At 41.6% G+C, this 15,926-nt stretch carries 14 protein-coding genes and 2 riboswitches; of the genes, 4 read left to right on the top strand and 10 right to left on the bottom strand.

The window, feature by feature from the left end; all coding sequences use genetic code 11:
• Positions 1-224 precede the first annotated feature (224 nt).
• Positions 225-674, bottom strand: coding sequence for a MarR family winged helix-turn-helix transcriptional regulator (locus K8L98_RS09035; RefSeq protein WP_223441488.1), 450 nt, complete (start codon positions 672-674; stop codon positions 225-227).
• A 90-nt stretch (positions 675-764) separates the two neighbouring features.
• Positions 765-2,330 (bottom strand): bifunctional metallophosphatase/5'-nucleotidase, encoded by a 1,566-nt coding sequence (locus K8L98_RS09030; protein ID WP_223443282.1) that lies wholly within the window; start codon positions 2,328-2,330, stop codon positions 765-767.
• A gap of 178 nt (positions 2,331-2,508) precedes the next feature.
• On the opposite strand from K8L98_RS09030, the gene K8L98_RS09025 reads away from it, so the two are divergent.
• Positions 2,509-4,014, top strand: a complete 1,506-nt coding sequence (locus K8L98_RS09025; RefSeq protein ID WP_223441484.1) for an ATP-binding protein — start codon at positions 2,509-2,511, stop codon at positions 4,012-4,014.
• Positions 4,015-4,154: 140 nt separating this feature from the next.
• Here the strand turns inward: K8L98_RS09025 and K8L98_RS09020 are convergent, their stop codons facing one another.
• On the bottom strand, positions 4,155-5,102 hold the full coding sequence (locus K8L98_RS09020; protein ID WP_223441481.1) for an aldo/keto reductase family protein: 948 nt from the start codon (positions 5,100-5,102) through the stop codon (positions 4,155-4,157).
• A gap of 280 nt (positions 5,103-5,382) precedes the next feature.
• Between K8L98_RS09020 and K8L98_RS09015 the strand changes: the two genes are divergently transcribed.
• On the top strand, positions 5,383-6,114 hold the full coding sequence (locus tag K8L98_RS09015) for a ZIP family metal transporter (protein WP_223441478.1): 732 nt from the start codon (positions 5,383-5,385) through the stop codon (positions 6,112-6,114).
• A 952-nt stretch (positions 6,115-7,066) separates the two neighbouring features.
• Here the strand turns inward: K8L98_RS09015 and K8L98_RS09010 are convergent.
• The 7 genes from K8L98_RS09010 to K8L98_RS08980 form a co-directional block, all read right to left on the bottom strand.
• Positions 7,067-7,315 carry an aspartyl-phosphate phosphatase Spo0E family protein gene (locus tag K8L98_RS09010; protein WP_223441476.1) on the bottom strand — a complete coding sequence of 83 codons (249 nt, stop codon included), beginning with the start codon at positions 7,313-7,315 and terminating at the stop codon, positions 7,067-7,069.
• Between the two features lie 483 nt (positions 7,316-7,798).
• Positions 7,799-8,452 carry a cyclic di-AMP binding protein CbpA gene (gene cbpA, locus K8L98_RS09005; protein ID WP_223441474.1) on the bottom strand — a complete coding sequence of 218 codons (654 nt, stop codon included), beginning with the start codon at positions 8,450-8,452 and terminating at the stop codon, positions 7,799-7,801.
• Positions 8,453-8,802: 350 nt separating this feature from the next.
• On the bottom strand, positions 8,803-9,336 hold the full coding sequence (locus tag K8L98_RS09000; protein ID WP_223441471.1) for a 1,2-dihydroxy-3-keto-5-methylthiopentene dioxygenase: 534 nt from the start codon (positions 9,334-9,336) through the stop codon (positions 8,803-8,805).
• 17 nt (positions 9,337-9,353) lie between these two features.
• Positions 9,354-9,992, bottom strand: a complete 639-nt coding sequence (locus K8L98_RS08995) for a methylthioribulose 1-phosphate dehydratase (protein ID WP_223441469.1) — start codon at positions 9,990-9,992, stop codon at positions 9,354-9,356.
• A complete protein-coding gene (locus K8L98_RS08990) occupies positions 9,989-10,651 on the bottom strand; it encodes a 2-hydroxy-3-keto-5-methylthiopentenyl-1-phosphate phosphatase (protein ID WP_223441466.1) in 663 nt (220 codons plus the stop codon). Before K8L98_RS08990 ends, K8L98_RS08995 begins: the two co-directional genes overlap by 4 nt.
• Entirely contained in the window at positions 10,648-11,886 is a 1,239-nt protein-coding gene (gene mtnW / locus K8L98_RS08985) for a 2,3-diketo-5-methylthiopentyl-1-phosphate enolase (RefSeq protein ID WP_223441462.1), read from the bottom strand. The genes K8L98_RS08990 and mtnW overlap by 4 nt, the downstream gene beginning before the upstream one ends.
• A gap of 220 nt (positions 11,887-12,106) precedes the next feature.
• Positions 12,107-12,216, bottom strand: a riboswitch (SAM riboswitch).
• An 81-nt stretch (positions 12,217-12,297) separates the two neighbouring features.
• Positions 12,298-13,470: a pyridoxal phosphate-dependent aminotransferase gene (locus K8L98_RS08980; protein ID WP_223441460.1), complete on the bottom strand. Its 1,173-nt coding sequence runs from the start codon at positions 13,468-13,470 to the stop codon at positions 12,298-12,300.
• A 101-nt stretch (positions 13,471-13,571) separates the two neighbouring features.
• Here K8L98_RS08980 and K8L98_RS08975 point away from each other — a divergent pair, with 101 nt between their 5' ends.
• Together K8L98_RS08975 and mtnK are read left to right on the top strand one after the other, a co-directional pair.
• Positions 13,572-14,360, top strand: coding sequence for a carbon-nitrogen family hydrolase (locus K8L98_RS08975; protein ID WP_223441457.1), 789 nt, complete (start codon positions 13,572-13,574; stop codon positions 14,358-14,360).
• Positions 14,361-14,468: 108 nt separating this feature from the next.
• Positions 14,469-14,629, top strand: a riboswitch (SAM riboswitch).
• Positions 14,630-14,725: 96 nt separating this feature from the next.
• Positions 14,726-15,916: an S-methyl-5-thioribose kinase gene (gene mtnK, locus K8L98_RS08970; RefSeq protein ID WP_223441454.1), complete on the top strand. Its 1,191-nt coding sequence runs from the start codon at positions 14,726-14,728 to the stop codon at positions 15,914-15,916.
• Positions 15,917-15,926: the final 10 nt, after the last annotated feature.

The raw sequence follows: 15,926 nt of genomic DNA, 5'->3' as shown, positions 1-15,926 counted from the left end.
CCGGCGAGGCCAATTAGGAGGCTTGACGTACATACATCCGGCGTGTGAATGATATTGCGGCTGATATAGTCCATATTCAGAACTGGATTACCCAAGGGCTGGCCAGAAAAAGATTTTAACCGAATGGAAAAAATTGAGGAGTCCATTCCAGTCACACATTCCGGCTAACTGCAGAAATCGCCATCTCTCCAAAAAAAAAAAACACTTCCTATTTAGAAAGTGTTTTAATCTTGAAGATCCCGTGCATGATAGCCGACTTTTTTTATAAGATCAATAACGATCTGCTTTTCTTCTGATGTCAGAATGCCGACAATTTCATCTAACCGCTCTTGATGAGATGGAAAAATACTCTCGATCAATTTCTTGCCTTTATCCGTAATTTGAGCAAAGGTAACGCGGCGGTCCTTGTCACATGCTTTTCGGACAAGCAGTTCTTTTTGTTCAAGCTTGTCGACTACGTATGTGATGCTTCCGCTTGCTAATAGAATCTTCCCGCCAATTTGCTGAAGGGGCTGTTCTCCCTTATGATAAAGGAGCTCAAGCACGGCAAATTCTGTTGGGTTCAGCCCGAAGCTTGAGATGTGTTTATTCACTTGATCATTTATCGCGCGGTGTGCACGGGATAAAACGATAAATAATTTTAACGATTGTTCGATTTGCTCTTGTTCTTTCATTTTCATCAATCCTTCGATAACTAAATATCTTGAATTCTAAATAATAATGATACAAAATGAAAGCTGAAATGTCAATATAGCAGAGTGATTTTAAGAACAAATGACCTTCCAATTATGATTGAGAGAAGCTTGTACTTCTTTTTTCTCAAGTAAATGGTTCGCAATCAGCTCAGACATATCAACAGGAACTTCTTTAATGACTTCTTTTCCTTTGAACATTGTGTATTCTCCTCCGCCTGAGGCCCTGTAATTATTCATTACAACGTCATATTCCCCATCATGTTCCAGCGGCTTTCCTTCTTTCTCAAGAAGCACGACCCGCTCGCCGATTGGTTTTGAGACATCAAGTATGTACTCAATTCCTTCCCACATGTCATAGTTATAGTGCTGAGGCTTCGGATCCTGAAACTTCGGATTCACAATAACTGCGCCGTCCTCTCCGCACATAAAATATGAGGCTGAACGTTCAAGAGCGGCTCTTATGTCCCTCCCTTTCAAACGCAGCACCTTCAAGGTATTCGGATAGATATAGTTTGAAACTATGTCTCGCATGGTCGGATTTTCAGGAAAGCCTCTTGATGAATTATCAAAAAGAGCCGTGTTTGAGATTTCCGTGCCTGATGCATCCATTTGTACCTTATTAATAAATTCTATAAAAGCTGTTTTCACCATGCGTGCTGCGAAAGGGTCTTCGATCAGCATGTTCCCGTTGATCTTTCCAATTGGCTGATCCAGCCACTTTTGTGTCTCTCTTTCGAAAGGCTGAATTAATTCTATTATGCTCTGATCTGTTTCAATCATAGTTAGGTCTACAAGCATTGGTGATTTCTCTTTAACGCATGTTCCGTTATCATTAACCGAGAAGGTGATCTCAATTTTTCCGGCAAAACGTCCATTAAAGCCAGGCTGAATCACCGTTACTCCGTTTATTTCACCTGAAATGGAGCGATGCTGATGACCGGTGAGCAAGACATCAATCCCCTCAATCTCATGGCAAAATTGATAGGCCTGATTCTCGCCTGTAAGCACTTCTGTCGGTTCTCCCGTCTTAAGATCACGTTCAAAACCGCCATGGTATGAGACGATGAGAAGATCAGGCAACTCATTCTTCCTAATATATTCAGTCCAATGTTTGGCCGATTGAAAAGCATCGTGAAAGGAGAGCTCTTTTATATGCTTCGGATCTTCCCAGTTCGGGATATAATGTGTTGTTACCCCCAGCACCGCAACCTTTACACCGCAGTAATTCTTCATTATATAAGGTTTGCCTAATAATGGCTCTCCGTTTTCTTTGATATTAGCTGACAGCCATGGGAATTCAGATTGATCCGCAGCTTTTTTTAAAAAATCACTGCCGTAGTTGAACTCATGATTGCCGATTACCGCTGCATCATAGCCAAGCGCATTCATAGCCGCTATGACAGGGTTCTTCTGATCTGCAGCTTTTTTCGCATAATAGTATGTAAGCGGGGTTCCCTGGATGCAATCTCCATTATCAATAAGAAGGACGTTATCATGTTCGTTCCTCTCTTTTTTGATGACCGTTGAAATTTTTGCAAGACCCAGGCATTGTTCCTCATTTGTGCTGTATATTAGCGGAAGAATATGACCATGAATGTCACTCGTCTGCAAGATTGTCAGTCTCACTGTTTCTATGAGAAACCCCTCCCTTTTCTTTCCATCATACCGAATATCCCCTTTCTCTACAATAGAAGAAACGCGCTTTTAGTTTCGAGCGGAATTCAGCTTTCATTCCTAGTACATTCAAATTAAATGGTTTATAATTCGAATAGTATGCTCTTAATCGGGCAATCTTTTATTTGGGGCGATAACTTTGCTGAAAGATCCTAATCGATTAAAAAAAGCATCGATCTATTTTCTGATCGTGCTGATTCCATCCCTTCTAATCAATACATGCATTTATTTTTACCAAAAAGACAAAGTGATGGATCTCCATCGTTCTGAAGCAGCATTCATGATCAACATTCATAAAAATCAGATCGATAATTTAATTCAAGATACAAAAGCAAGGCTGGAATCGATGGCGCTTGTGCTTGAAGAAGAAAAGGACGAGGATAAAATTCGGCGTGTGCTCATGCAGGCGTATGACCAGGAACCGCGTTTTTCAGGACTTTATTTTGTTCATAAGAACGGTGACATTACTGCCGGTTCCAGAAAATTGATGAAAACAGTCAACCTTCAAAACCGGGCTTTTTTCAGAAGTGCCATTGCGACTAAACAATCGACTGTATCAGACGCCTACTTCGGAAATATTACCGGAGGATATATTGTTTCCATTTGCACCCCCATTTTTAATGAGAAAGGCGAAGTAACAAACTTATTAGTAGCAGCTTTAAAAGTAGATTATCTTAAAAATATCATGAACGTCATCAGTCCCAGATTGCATATTAATGTAGTAAATGAAAGCAATCATGTACTTTTTGCATCCGGCAGCGAAAATGAGCTATCAAAATTGGAGCCTGTCCGGGTTTACCTTGATCAGATTGCGTGGAAGCTTGAGGGTGTGCCTGATTCAGAAATAAGTCTTAAAAATGCAAAAGACATGATCATTTACATGCTGATCACATTCGGAATCTTAAATATCATTTTTATTCTCATTCAAAATTTCCTCTTAAAAAGAAGAGCTTTAATTGAACAAAGCCAAATAGATGCTCAAAAAGTAGAGCTTGTCGGAATGCTTGCAGCTAGCACTGCCCACGAAATCAGAAATCCGCTGACAGGTATAAAAGGGTTCATTCAGCTTTTGCAGGAGAAATACAAGGACTCTGAAGATCAATTTTATTTTTCTGTCATCGATAAAGAGATCCAGCGCATTAATGAAATTGTCAGCGAATTTTTAGTGCTCGGGAAACCGACTGCCCATCACCACGCAGACCATGATATTAATGCGATCGTGCTTGAATTATCTCCGCTGCTGGGGTCTGAAGCTAACCTTTATAATACAGAAATGGATATCCGGTTATATAAAGAACCTCTGCTAATTAATTGCACAAAGGATCATATCAAACAGGTGCTGCTGAATTTAGCGAAAAATTCCTTAGAAGCAATCGACAAAAATGAAGGCAGATTAACCATTGAAGTGCAAAAACAGGAAGATTTCGCTGTAATCAGAGTAATCGACACGGGAAAAGGCATACCGGAAGATGTCATTTCAAAAATCTTTCACCCTTTCTTTACCATGAAAGATACCGGCACAGGGCTCGGACTTGTCGTATGCAAGCGCATTATCTCTATGTACAAAGGCACGATCGCCATTGACAGTGTTTTAGATAAAGGGACGAAAGTGACGATTATTCTTCCTTTATCAGAAAAAGAGTGAAAAGCAGATGCTTTTCACTCTTTTTTTAGTTAGATGAATTAAAAATTTCCGCATTTATGGCAAGAGGAAGCGCCTAACTACCGGTCAGCACGGCTCCGCCTATCGGAGCTTGACCATGGCGCTTGTTAATATGTACTTCTTCAGCTCGTTAAGATCTCTTCAATACGCTGCAGCGCATTATACCCTAATGCAACGTCTGAAGCCTTCGCGTTTTCAATAATCTGCTCCGGGTGGGAAGAACCGACAAGGGTGCTTGCCACATTATGCTGCCTCAGCGTCCAGGCAAGAGCAAGCTGGGCAAGTGTGATGTCGTGTTCCTTTGCAAGCTGATCCAGAAGCTCCACTTTTCGGTTCACCATATCATTCAGGATTTTCTTCATCCATGAATTCACGTTTTCACCGGATGCACGGCTCCCCTGAGGGATTAAACCTTCTTTATATTTCCCTGTTAAAATCCCCTGTGCAAGCGGTGACCACACAACTTGTGAAACGCCGGCATTTTCGCACATTGGAATAATTTCTTCTTCAATATCACGGTGTAACATATTATACTGCGGCTGATTCACAATGATCCGGTCAAGCAGGTAGCGGTCAGCCACACTCATGGCTTCCTGTATTTGCGCTGCCGTCCATTCGCTGACTCCTGCATATAAGATCTTCCCTTGGCGAATAAGATCATCAATTGCCCGCAATGTTTCATCAAGCGGTGTTTCATGATCATATCTGTGACAGTAAAAAATATCGACATATTCAAGATCCATCCTCTTTAAGCTTGCATGGACCTGTTCCATAATATGCTTTCTTGATAACCCCTTATCGTTCGGCCCGTCCCCCATTGGCCAGAAAGCTTTTGTCGTCAGAACATATGAATCCCTTGGAAACGACTTAAGTGCCCTTGACATGACAATTTCTGCTTTTCCGCGCTCATACACATTCGCGCTGTCGAAAAAGTTGATTCCCGCTTCATACGCCTTATGAATTATGTCTGCTGCTGACCGCTCATCAACTGTTTTGCCGAATGTAAGCCAGCTTCCAAGACTGATTTCACTCACTTTTAACCCTGATCTGCCTAGCCTTCGATATTGCATCCCTATTCCCCCTGCTGTACATGATGAAATTCCTTTGTCTTTAACTTATCAGAAATTTCAAAAATCGTAAAGGGAGAGAAGTGTTCACCTATCGACATTAACCGACAAGATGGATCATTTCCTTCTATATCTTTGTGATTATTAGCAGAAATATAATAATTTGCTGAAAAAAATAACCTCATATGGCGAAAAAACAAGAATGAATCCTTTCGCTATCTTTTTTGGTTTTTTTTCGGCTATAATATGGCTATTACATACATGCACGAAAAGGAGTTCAACCATGACTGAGGTTTTAATCGGCAGTACGTTATCAGCTCTAGCAACAGGATTTGGAGCACTTCCCATTCTGTTTCTTCAAAAAACCATTACGCATAGATGGAGAGATATCCTTCTCGCCTTTACAGCAGGCATCATGATGGCGGCATCAATGATGAGTCTTCTGCCTGAGGCACTGAACCAGGGTGGAGTATTTCAGGTTTGTGCGGGACTTTTTCTGGGCGTGCTTGTTTTAACAACACTTGAAAAGAAAATCCCCCACATCGATCTTGAACATTCGAGATACGGAATCGAATTTGACCAAAAGGCAATGCTGATTGTTGCTGCCATCACATTGCATAATCTGCCTGAAGGATTATCAGTTGGTGTAAGCTACGCATCAGATCAAAGTGAAACTGGAAATTTGATCGCTTTCGCCATCGGGCTTCAAAATGCTCCAGAAGGATTTTTGGTTGCCCTGTTCCTTATTAACCAGAATATCGGCAAATTTAAAGCCTTGCTAATCGCGACGATGACAGGTGCTGTTGAAATTGTCACTTCGCTGCTTGGTTTTTATTTAACTTCATTTGTAGAAAACCTTGTACCTTATGGTCTGTCTTTTGCAGCGGGAGCCATGCTGTTCATCATCTATAAAGAATTGATTCCCGAAAGCCACGGGGACGGCAACGAGCGGAATGCGACCTATTCATTTATTCTCGGCATTCTCTTTATGATCGTACTGATTGAAGCCTTATAAGAAAAGCTCCAAAACATATAATCAAACCAAATACCCCCGCGAGTAACGGGTTTTTGGATGCGAAAACGCTTTTCTCAAGTTGGCAAGTAAAATATCAGGTTATTTGGTTAAGTGAATAGCACAATAAAACGCCCGATTTATCTATCTGGGCGTTTTTATATTTATATTAAGAATTGAACAAAATTCATTTTGTTTCCCGTTAATTCATATGCCAATTGGAATGGCGGTTGATTCCTCAAACTGGACCTCTCTCGGATTTTGGGGAATCATAGAGCGCTATTGATTCCTCAAATAGAACTACTCTTTGAATTTAGGGAATCATTGAGCACGATTGATTCCTCAGATAGATCTGCTCTTGGATTTTAGGGAATCATAGAGTACGATTGATCCCTCAAACAGATCTGCTCTTGGATTTTAGGGAATCATTGAGCACGATTGATTCCTCAAATAGATCTGCTCTTGGATTTTAGGGAATCATAAAGCGCTATTGATTCCTCAAATAGATCTGCTCTTGGATTTTAGGGAATCATTGAGCACGATTGATTCCTCAAATAGATCTGCTCTTGGATTTTAGGGAATCATAAAGCGCTATTGATTCCTCAAATAGATCTGCTCTTGGATTTTAGGGAATCATAGAGCGCTATTGATTCCTCAAATAGATCTGCTCTTGGATTTTAGGGAATCATAGAGCACGATTGATTCCTCAAACAGAACTACTCTTAGATTTTAGGGAATCATATGTGCAGATAGTACCTGAAAACGTTCAAACTAGCTTTGGGCAGGCATGCTGAGTCCGTAAAACCGCTCTCCCCTTATTCTTCAGCACACCAAGATGTTAAAATAACAATAAAAAAAGGTACAAATTGCTGTGCAATTTAGTACCCTTTTTCAACTATGTTCAGTTTTTCCACTCAAAAAACGGAGCCTGTTTCTCCCGCGAGTATTAGGTTTTTTATATAGTTAAGCCATCTCTTGCCGTCCATTTCTTCATAGACTCAATAAATTGCAGAAATGGTGGATTCGTTTTATTTTCTTCTTCAAAAAGAATTTGCTGATATTTATTTAGCAGCATGTCCAATTCCTGACTGCATTGAACAGCGCCCTCGCACGTATATCCGCCTGCTCTTGCTGTATCGATCATTTCCTTGCGTTTAGAATCAATACTTGCCAATAATTGAGACTTGCTCATTTCAATTGTCATTTTCTTCCCTCCGCCTCATCTCTTAAGTATCTATATTGGGAATAAATATACAAATAAATTATTACAGATACTTCTATACTTGTAAATAGATTAGCAATATTCGACAATAATATTGAGAAATAATATGACAATTTTGTTAATTTTATTTAATACCAAGTTTTTCCCGAATTTGCGAGAGTTTAAACAAATAATGCCGGATTTATTATAAAAGAAAAAAGAGCTCTCAGGCTCTTTAATAAGGATCTGCTTCATGACCAAATTTATCAGCTTTTTCTACTGTTTCTTCAGCAGCTGCAGAACTGGACATTTGACTGGATTATTCCAGACTTTCAGCTAAACACACGCCATAACGTTTGTCAAAATTTGTAGAATATTCAATCATTTTTGCTGCTATGTCCAATATTAAAAGGCATAAACAACTTTATTGGCAAAGAAAAACAGCAGATCGAATAGCTCGGCTGCTGTTTTTTAATGAAATTCCTTTTACTTTGTTAATACTTTTTCCCCGAGATTCACATCATCAACTGACGTTACCCGGAAATCTTTTTCTTCCAGCTTCTTAATTATTTTATTCAGCTTTTTCTCAGAAACGTCATGGGAGAGATTGATGATGATTCTTCTTAAATATGTATCGCCATTATCGAGTGTCAGGAGTCCTTCGATGTTCACATCCTTAATCGTTGAGACAAGATCTTTAATCGCGCCTTTATGCTCTTTCGTGCCGACTGTCAGAATATAACCGCCTGTCTTCATTCCAAACGAATCCTCAAGTACATCCATGACATTACCATGCGTAATAATGCCTGAAAATTCCTCTTTATCATTCAGCACAGCTAAAAATGGAAGACGTCTGATGGTAAGGAATGTCTTAAAGAATGAATCCTCTTCATAAACAAAAGCATCCTGATCCTGAATCAGAGCCTCGATCGAATCCTCATCCTTGCCCTCCTTTTCTACATAATGATCCAGGAGATCAACTTTATAGATTAAGCCGGCAAACACTGTGCCATTCTCTCTAAGAACGGGAATGCTCCGATACCCTGACTCCTTCAGCAATTCATAAGCTTCCTTTACCGTGCTTTCCGCCTTACAGTATCTTACATCCTCTTTTTTCACGAAATTGTAGCGAATCTTCATCTTTCCAATCCTCCCTTTTATGCTTATTTATTGTTGAAAATTTACCATAGAAACATCAGAGAGTAAAGAAAATTAAAATGATTTTGAATTTCCTCCTGGCCCTGCTCATTTTCTTGCATCCAGCTTAAGGATTTTAGTGCTGTTAATTATGTTCGATTGGATTCATATTGTGCTCGCTTCACAACGTTTTTCTCCTCCTTGATCCAAATTACATAAGTCAAAGTTTATTTTAAATCATTCTGTGCAGCTGATGTCCTATTCGGCTCATTCATTCTTGTTCTGCTGACTAAAATCCTTTACTTTCAGAATAAAAAAACCCCCTTCACCATCAAGGCGAAGAGGATTTCCAATTATGCCTGCTGCTCTTCTTTTTCGTAAATTGGCACCCAGCCTTCAGATGTAACGAAAATGCGGACTGCGACAACTTTGCGGTCCTCCTGAAGAGTAAAGTAGTGGCGTATGTTTGGCGGTACGGAGATTAAGTCGCCGGGGTTGAGTTCAACATCAAAAAATGAGCCGTCTTTTCCCTGAATGATGAATATGCCGTGGCCGCTGACGATGAAGCGTACTTCGTCATCTGTGTGATGATGCTCCTGCTGAAAATTTTTCAATAGTTGATCAAGATTCGGCGTGCTCTCAGATAAAGAGATGACATCCTGTGCCTTGTAGCCGCGACGCTCTGAGATGTCTGCGATTTCATCCTTGAATACTTGCAGAATTTCCTCTTTTTGCTCATCAGCAAGACTGTAATTCTCTCTTAAAGCTTCCGGCAGCTTCTCGATATCCCAGTGCTCATAAATGACTTCTTGAGACTCAAGAAAGGCAGCTACCGCCTTTTGATCAGCGATTCTTTCATTTGTTTCCTGTAATCGTATCGTTGCCATTATAATTCCTCCTATTGTTAAGCTCTTAATGTGAGCGATTTAGCTTGTTTTAAAGATAGGACTTTTAAATGATAGGAAAATAGAAATTCACATGCTTCCAGCACTTTTTTGGCTTCGAAAGCATCTTTGCCCCAAACGGTAATGCCATGATTGCGGATCAAAACAGCACCGGAGTTTCCGTTCACATACTTGCCAAAGTCAGCTGCGAGATCCGGTATATGAGCCGCATTTTCAATAATCGGAATATGCCACTCTGCATCTTCTTCCCAAAGACCAAATGCTTTAATGATTTCCTGTCCTTTAAACGTAACGCCGCCGTCATCGCCGTAGAGCTCAGAGATGACATTGTTGTCAACAGTATGGACGTGGAGGCTGCAGCCTGCGTTCGTACGATTATAGATTTCAACATGAAGCAGGGTTTCAGCAGAAGGCTTCAGCTTTGTTTCTTCAAGGGCAGCTCCATTCTGATCGACCAATAGGAAATCTTCATCCGTTTCAATCCGTTTATCCTTACCGCTTGAAGTCACTAAAAACGAGAGCGGCTCCGTTTTTACCTTAATCGCGAGGTTTCCGCTTGTACCTGGAAACCAGTCCCTCTCAGCAAGCTCGCGTTTAACCGCTGCAAGCTCGCGCAAGCGTTGATTTAAAAGACTCATGATACCGCCTCCTGCTTTTTCTTAAGTCTATCTATCACATCAAAGAACGTAGTAAATTCCTGATGCGGAAGGTCTAAAGACTGGCATTTTCCCAGAAGAAAATCTCTTGCAAACACAAAGTCTGCAAGTTTTGCAGCCTCTAAATCCGTAACTGAATCACCAATGACAATGACTTCCTGATCAGGAGCAGCAAGCTTCCTGATTAAACTCGGCTTGCAGCAGCCACAGTCATTGCTGCACTGATCATCACATGAGTTTGGCCATAAGATTTCAATTGCCTGACCGCTGAAATCACCTGCATTGCAGTAAACACGGTCCCTGTCAACCAAGCCATTCAACAATGGGTGAACAAAAAAATCAATGCCTCCGCTTACGATATACAGAGGGATTTCTTCCTCCTCCGTATATTGAACAAATTCACGGAATCCATCGCGAAGCTGAGCCGTAAAAAGCAAGTATTGAATAATATCAAATTTCAGCTCTGATGGAATCAGCTGAAACATCTTCTCTACTCCTGCCCGGACAGAAATCCGCTGACTTAATACATCATCCTTCAAAGCATTCCATTCTGGCGGTGCAAACTTCTTCATGATGGCAATAATGTTGTCATTGTTTGTTATTGTTCCGTCGAAATCACAGATGATAATCGGCTTGCTCATTTGCTCACTTCCACCTGCCCCCAAAGATCCAGCGCGATTCTCAAATCCGCATTTTCATTTGCTTTTTCAGTCAAGGAGATGCCTTGTAATGCCGCATCGATCGCTGCACGGAAAGCTTTTCCGCCTGCAGCAGCGCCGTTTGGATGTCCGTGGACACCTCCGCCTGCGTTAATCACGCTATCTAACCCGAAATCCTGGATTAAGATAGGGACGAGTCCTGGATGAATCCCTGCTGAAGGCACAGGGAATGTTTCCTTCAGGAGCACGTTTTCTTTACAAGCTGCACCTATGGAAAGGGCCGCTTCCCGCTCAAGCGCAACACTTCCATAAGGGGATGGAAACAGAGAAAAATCGGCTCCGCTGTATCTCAGCAATTTTCCGAGTAAAAGAGAATGCGAGATTCCATATAGTGAGGATGATGCCAATGCACCGCTGACAGCTGGATGAGCCATTAGCGGAATGTTGATGTCTTTGTCCTCTGCCAGGCTTTGAAGCACGTCAAGGCCGTAGGCAAAAACATTTAGCAATAGGGCATCTGCTCCAAGCTCTGCCGCACGCTTTGCTTTTTCTTTTAAATCATACGTTTTGCCTGATAAATGAACCGCGTACATCGCCTTATGACCGGTCTCCTCATAAACCTTGTTTAACACTTCTTTTCCGGCAGTAATCCGCTGGTCAAAAGGTGTCAGCGGATTTTCAAAAAGAATTTCATCGTCTTTCACCAAATCAACCCCGCCGAGCACCTGATCTTTAAGCTGATTCTTTAAAAAAGCGAGATCACGTCCGATGACACCTTTAAAAATACTCATAAGCAAAGGTCTGTCATATACACCAAGTTTTTCACGGATGCCGCTGATGCCGAACTTAGGACCTTGAAAATCAGCAAGAATATCTTCTGAAAAATCCAGGTCCTGAAGCTTTACTTCGCCGTCAAGAGACAGTTTTCCAAACACAGTCGCAAGAATCGCCGGCAAATCATGGCTGAAATTTACTCCAGGGTAAAAAATTTTAACGATGCCTTTTTTGACGCGTTTGTTTAAAAAAGCTGAAACCTTATCATCAGCCTCAAATTCTTCTACAGAGATGACCTTCCCTTTGTGCTGCTTCAATTGTATCTGAGTCAGTTCCGGAAGATCCGTCCAGGACCCAACGGTTAACCCAAGGGCAATCCCTTCTGCTTTTTTTTCTAAGTTTTTTTCATCATGGATGAGATAGGTTGCTGTAATGCCGCTCATGTTTGTACCGCCTTCCATAACAGTTTTAGAAATGCGCAAGCGCCAGTTTAGCTCAGGCATGGCAAAATCAGCAGAAAAGTCCGGTTTTGACTTTTTTGTTCTGGCCGAGGAGCTGGGCGACTCAGTTTGCCATCAATGCGCAAAATTTTATATATTCTAAATAAATAAAAAAGGCCCCTTTCCGCTAATCGAAAAGAGACCTTATCTGACTTGGCTAAGATCCTTATCTATCAGCGAAATGCTGCAAGATTTAGCACCGTGCTTAAACCTTGGTTTAAGTCGGTTGCCGGGCTTCATCGGGCTAGTCCCTCCACCTGCTCTTGATAAGAATGGCTTATTTATTTTATGTTCTGAATAACCTGAAATTAATTTGGATTATGACATTTTTTCAAAAGACTGTCAACCGCCATTTTAAAATAAATTCAAAGATTTTATCCGTGCTGCTGCTTCTCTCAGTCTTTCTTCTGAGGTTAAAAGTCCTGCCCTTACATAGCCTTCTCCGAATTTCCCAAAACCGACACCCGGCGCCACACAGACATGTGCATGAAGGAGGAGATATTCGGCAAAGGATTCTGACGTATAGCCTTCCGGAACAGGCAGCCAGGCAAAAAACGACCCTGGCGGCGCTTCAACCTGCCAGCCAATTTCGTTAAGAGCAGTTATGAATGCATGGCGTCTGCTTTCATACCGCTCCACCAATTCATCCACACAGCTCTGTGATTCAAGCAGGGCAGCTGCAGCAGCTTCTTGGACAGCACTGAACACACTGACAAACATGTGATCCTGCAGCAGATTAATCGCTTCAATGACACTTTCATTGCCAATCGCAAAGCCGATCCTCCAGCCCGCCATATTATACGTCTTCGAGAGTGTATAGATTTCTATCCCAGTTTCTTTCGCTCCTTCAACTTCCAAAAAGCTGACAGGTTTTTTTCCGTCGAACCCAATGGCGCCATAGGCAAAATCATGAATCACACAAATTTCATTTTCTTTTGCAAACGCGACTGTTTCTTCAAAGAATTCTTTTGAGGCAACAGCACCGGTCGGATTGTTCGGGTAATTCAGAAACATTAGCTTTGCCTGTTTCTTCGCTTCTTCAGAAAGTTGCCCATAATCCGGCAAAAACTGATTATCTTTTACCAGCGGCATAAATTCCATCCTGGCCCGGGCAAGCTCTACCCCAGACCAATAGTCAGGATATCCGGGATCCGGCACGAGAACTAAATCATCCGGGTCCAGTAAACATTGCGGAATTTCAACAAGCCCCGCTTTTCCGCCAAACAAAATGGCCACTTCTTTGTCAGCATTAAGTGTTACACCATACTCCCGCATGTAAAATTCCGCAATTGCTTCTTTAAGAAATTTCTGTCCGCGGAACGGGGAATATTTGTGATAGTCCGGATTTTCCGCTGCCTCCTGAAGAGCCTTAACAATGTGGGGCGGTGTTGGCTGATCAGGATTCCCCTGTCCAAGATTAATAACGTCATGTCCCGCTTCGATACTTGCATTCACTCTTGCTACGAGACTTGCAAAAAACTGCTTTGGAAGCTTATTTAATAACTGTGATTGATTGAAGTTTTTCATGTTTTACACCTTCTCAAAAAATTCTTGAAATTCTAGTGAAAAATCATATATTGTTAGAGTCAGCTTGTAAAGAAAAATTTTCGAGGCGGAGATGAAGATTGATGAATCCAAAAGTGGCATGCCTGCAAATAGACCTTGTTTTTGGTGACCCTGAAGCAAATATTGAAACGGTAAAAAAAGAAATAGAAAAAATAGCAGCATCTGAAAAACCTGACGTAATTGTTCTGCCTGAACTGTGGACAACAGGCTATGATCTTACTAGGCTCGACGAGATCGCAGACCCAAACGGCAGCAAAACAATCGCTCTGGTCAGCAGTCTGGCTAAAACATATGAAGTTAATATTGTGGCAGGTTCTGTTGCGAAAAAAACAGAGGCAGGCGTCACGAACACGATGTATGTTTTTAATCGCCAAGGCGAGCTTAACCATGAATACAGCAAGCTGCATCTTTTCAAACTGATGGATGAGCACCTTTATCTAAACGGCGGAACCGAAAAAGGCCTGTTTCAGCTTGACGGTCTGCAAAGTGCCGGAGTGATTTGCTATGACATTCGATTCCCTGAATGGATCCGCGTTCATACAGCACAAGGAGCAGAAATCCTTTACGTTGTGGCAGAATGGCCGCTCCCAAGACTGCATCACTGGAGATCCATGCTGATCAGCCGTGCAATTGAAAATCAATGTTTTGTTGTAGCCTGCAACCGCTCAGGCAGTGATCCGAATAATGAATTCGCCGGTCACTCGATGATAATCGATCCGTGGGGAGAAATTTTAGCTGAAGCCGGGACAGAGCAAACCTCGCTTACGGCAGTCCTTCAGATGGAGAAAGTTAAAGAAATCAGGAAACAAATTCCTATTTTCAAAGACAGACTTCCTGATTTTTACTCTTAAAAAAAGTATTGACAGTTTTTCGTCATACCTGTTAACATTCAGAACAAGTGATAAATTCCAAATTGTGCGAATACATTTTTTTATCACCAACCTTTAATTTCATACTATCTCTTATCAAGAGTAGGCTGAGGGATTTGGCCCGATGACGCCCAGCAACCGACCGTAAAACCATTGTAAAATGGGGCGCAGTTTTTTATGCGCGGGGAGATTACTCCTGCAAGGCACGGTGCTAATTCCAACAGAAAGAAGTTCTTTCTGGCAGATAAGAGGTGCGAAGCCTATGCCTTCAAGCCTCTTTCACTGTGGAAGAGGCTTTTCTTATTGCCCGAAAAGCCTCTAATTATAAAACTGGAGGGTTATAAACCATGTCAAACTATCGATCATCTGCTTATGAACCGTTAACTGAAAGCGCCGCTGTAGCTCTTGTCACCAGACTGGGGTTGTTTGAAGAAAAAAGTGTCCTGTCATGCAGGGAAATTGGCGACGGCAACTTGAACCTTGTTTTTCACATTGTAAATCAGAATCAAAATGGAATCATCATCAAACAAGCCCTTCCGTATGCAAAAGTAATCGGCGAGAGCTGGCCGCTTACTCTTGACCGCGCCAGAATCGAAAGCAGCGCCCTGCTGAAGCAGGCTGAAGTGGCAAGTGCATATGTGCCAAAGATTTACTACACGGATGAAACTTTAGCGATCACAGCAATGGAGGATCTCTCACATTTGCAGATTGCTAGAGCCGGATTGATAGAAGGCAGAGAATTCCCGCTATTAGGAAGACATATCGGCGAATTTTTAGGAAAGACATTATTCTATAATTCTGATTTTGCACTGAATCCGCAGGCAAAAAAGCAGCTGGTCAAACAATTTTCGAATCCCGAGCTTTGCAAAATAACTGAAGATTTCGTCTTTACCGACCCGTTTTTCGACTCTGATTCAAACAGCTTTGAAGAAGAGCTGAGGCAGGATGCTGAAAACATTTGGAATGATAGTCATTTAAAGCTTGAAGTGGCTAAATTAAAGCATAAATTTCTCACAGAAGCTGAAACGCTTGTTCACGGAGATCTTCATACAGGAAGTATTTTTGCAAGTGAAACGGAAACGAAGGTAATTGACCCTGAATTTGCCTACTATGGTCCGATTGGATTTGATCTTGGACATTTTTTCGCCAATCTTTTAATGAACGCCATTTCCAGAGATGAAGCAAATCAGCAGGTTCTTTTAGATCATATCGAGACCGCATGGGCCGTTTTTGAAGAAGAATTTTCAAAAGCATGGAAGAATGACAGTCTGGAAGCTTTCGCAAAAGTTGACGGCTATCTTTCTTTTATCCTGGAGAAAGCATTTGAAGATGCAATTGGTTTTGCCGGCATTGAAATCATCAGACGCACGATCGGTCTCGCTCATGTAGCGGATCTTGATTCCATCGAGCCTTATGAGCGCAAAATTGAAGCAAAACAGCGTGCGCTTGATTTAGGAAGCAAGCTTGTGAAAAATCGTCAATCGATTAAAACGACTGCCGACCTTGCAGAATCTTTTAAACAAGTACCTGTCAGATAAGGAGAATTCA

Origin of the sequence: Metabacillus dongyingensis (assembly GCF_019933155.2) — a bacterium.
GTDB lineage: Bacteria > Bacillota > Bacilli > Bacillales > Bacillaceae > Bacillus_P > Bacillus_P dongyingensis.
This window is presented reverse-complemented; position numbering and strand designations above follow the sequence as displayed.

What these genes read in the sequence shown, in the direction of transcription:
- K8L98_RS09020 (WP_223441481.1), bottom strand. Translation starts at nt 5,102, where the DNA reads ATGCAATATCGAAGGCTAGGCAGATCAGGGTTAAAAGTGAGTGAAATC.
- mtnW (WP_223441462.1), bottom strand. Translation starts at nt 11,886, where the DNA reads ATGAGCGGCATTACAGCAACCTATCTCATCCATGATGAAAAAAACTTA.
- K8L98_RS08990 (WP_223441466.1), bottom strand. Translation starts at nt 10,651, where the DNA reads ATGAGCAAGCCGATTATCATCTGTGATTTCGACGGAACAATAACAAAC.
- K8L98_RS08995 (WP_223441469.1), bottom strand. Translation starts at nt 9,992, where the DNA reads ATGAGTCTTTTAAATCAACGCTTGCGCGAGCTTGCAGCGGTTAAACGC.
- K8L98_RS09010 (WP_223441476.1), bottom strand. Translation starts at nt 7,315, where the DNA reads ATGACAATTGAAATGAGCAAGTCTCAATTATTGGCAAGTATTGATTCT.
- K8L98_RS08975 (WP_223441457.1), top strand. Translation starts at nt 13,572, where the DNA reads ATGAATCCAAAAGTGGCATGCCTGCAAATAGACCTTGTTTTTGGTGAC.
- K8L98_RS08980 (WP_223441460.1), bottom strand. Translation starts at nt 13,470, where the DNA reads ATGAAAAACTTCAATCAATCACAGTTATTAAATAAGCTTCCAAAGCAG.
- K8L98_RS09015 (WP_223441478.1), top strand. Translation starts at nt 5,383, where the DNA reads ATGACTGAGGTTTTAATCGGCAGTACGTTATCAGCTCTAGCAACAGGA.
- K8L98_RS09035 (WP_223441488.1), bottom strand. Translation starts at nt 674, where the DNA reads ATGAAAGAACAAGAGCAAATCGAACAATCGTTAAAATTATTTATCGTT.
- mtnK (WP_223441454.1), top strand. Translation starts at nt 14,726, where the DNA reads ATGTCAAACTATCGATCATCTGCTTATGAACCGTTAACTGAAAGCGCC.
- K8L98_RS09000 (WP_223441471.1), bottom strand. Translation starts at nt 9,336, where the DNA reads ATGGCAACGATACGATTACAGGAAACAAATGAAAGAATCGCTGATCAA.
- cbpA (WP_223441474.1), bottom strand. Translation starts at nt 8,452, where the DNA reads ATGAAGATTCGCTACAATTTCGTGAAAAAAGAGGATGTAAGATACTGT.